The sequence below is a fragment of the Chryseobacterium sp. DT-167 genome, from assembly GCF_058310155.1.
In genome coordinates, this window is sequence record NZ_JBZEEQ010000042.1 from 1 (window position 1) to 894 (window position 894).

2 protein-coding genes are annotated in these 894 nt (G+C 72.0%); both read left to right on the forward strand.

What is annotated here, in order from left to right:
* On the forward strand, positions 1–446 hold a 446-nt coding region (locus tag AC4FQ5_RS19605; RefSeq protein ID WP_491146192.1), incomplete at its 5' end, for an electron transfer flavoprotein subunit beta/FixA family protein.
* 8 nt (positions 447–454) lie between these two features.
* A partial coding sequence (locus AC4FQ5_RS19610) for a hypothetical protein (RefSeq protein ID WP_491146195.1) occupies positions 455–894 on the forward strand: 440 nt, incomplete at its 3' end.

Sequence of the window (894 nt, forward strand, 5' to 3'; positions counted from 1 at the left end):
GAACGGGATTCGACCTCGTCATCGCCGGTAACGAGTCGACCGACGGCCGCTCCGGTGTCGTCCCCGCGATGATCGCCGAGACCCTCGGCGTCCCCCTCCTCGGAGCTCTCGCCGACGTCGCCGTCCATCCGGGTCGCGTGGAGGGGAGCCGCCAGACCGAACGCGCCGTCGTCGAGGTGCACGCTCCGCTGCCGGCGGTCGTGTCGGTCACGGAGCAAGCGCCCGAGGCGCGCTTCCCCGGCTTCAAGGGCATCCTCGGGGCCAAACGCAAGAAGATCGCGATCCTGACCGTCGAGGACCTCGGCATCGCGAGCGTCGGGTCCGCTCGAACCGTCATCCGCTCGGCGGCGGCCTCTCCCGGACGAACGGCCGGCACGAAGATCGTGGACGACGGCACCGCAGCGGAGCAACTCGCCCGGTTCCTCGTCACGAACGACCTGGTCTAGGAGGACCGATGTCCCACATCCTCACGTACATCGAACTGTCGGAGAGCGGCGAGCCCACCTCGGACTCGGCGACTCTGTTCGCCGCGGCCGCGCGCCTCGGCACACCCGTCGCCGTCGTCGTGACGGCCGGGTCCCTCGGCGCCCCCGTCATCGCCGAACTCGGTCGCCTCGGCGCGCAGCGCATCCACGTCGCGGTGTCCCCCGAGGTCGGCACGGTCCTCGCCGAGCCGGCGCTCGACGCCCTCGACGGAGCGATCGACGCGCTCGAGCCCGCCGCTGTCCTCGCGGCCAATTCCGTCGACGGTCGCGAGATCGCCGCTCGCCTCGCCGTGCGGCATGCCGGCGCCCTGCTCGCCGACGTCGTCGACGTCCGCGACGACGCCGGCGTCGTCGTCGCGACACACTCGGTCTTCGGGGGGACGTACGTCGTGGAAGCCCACGTCGAGGG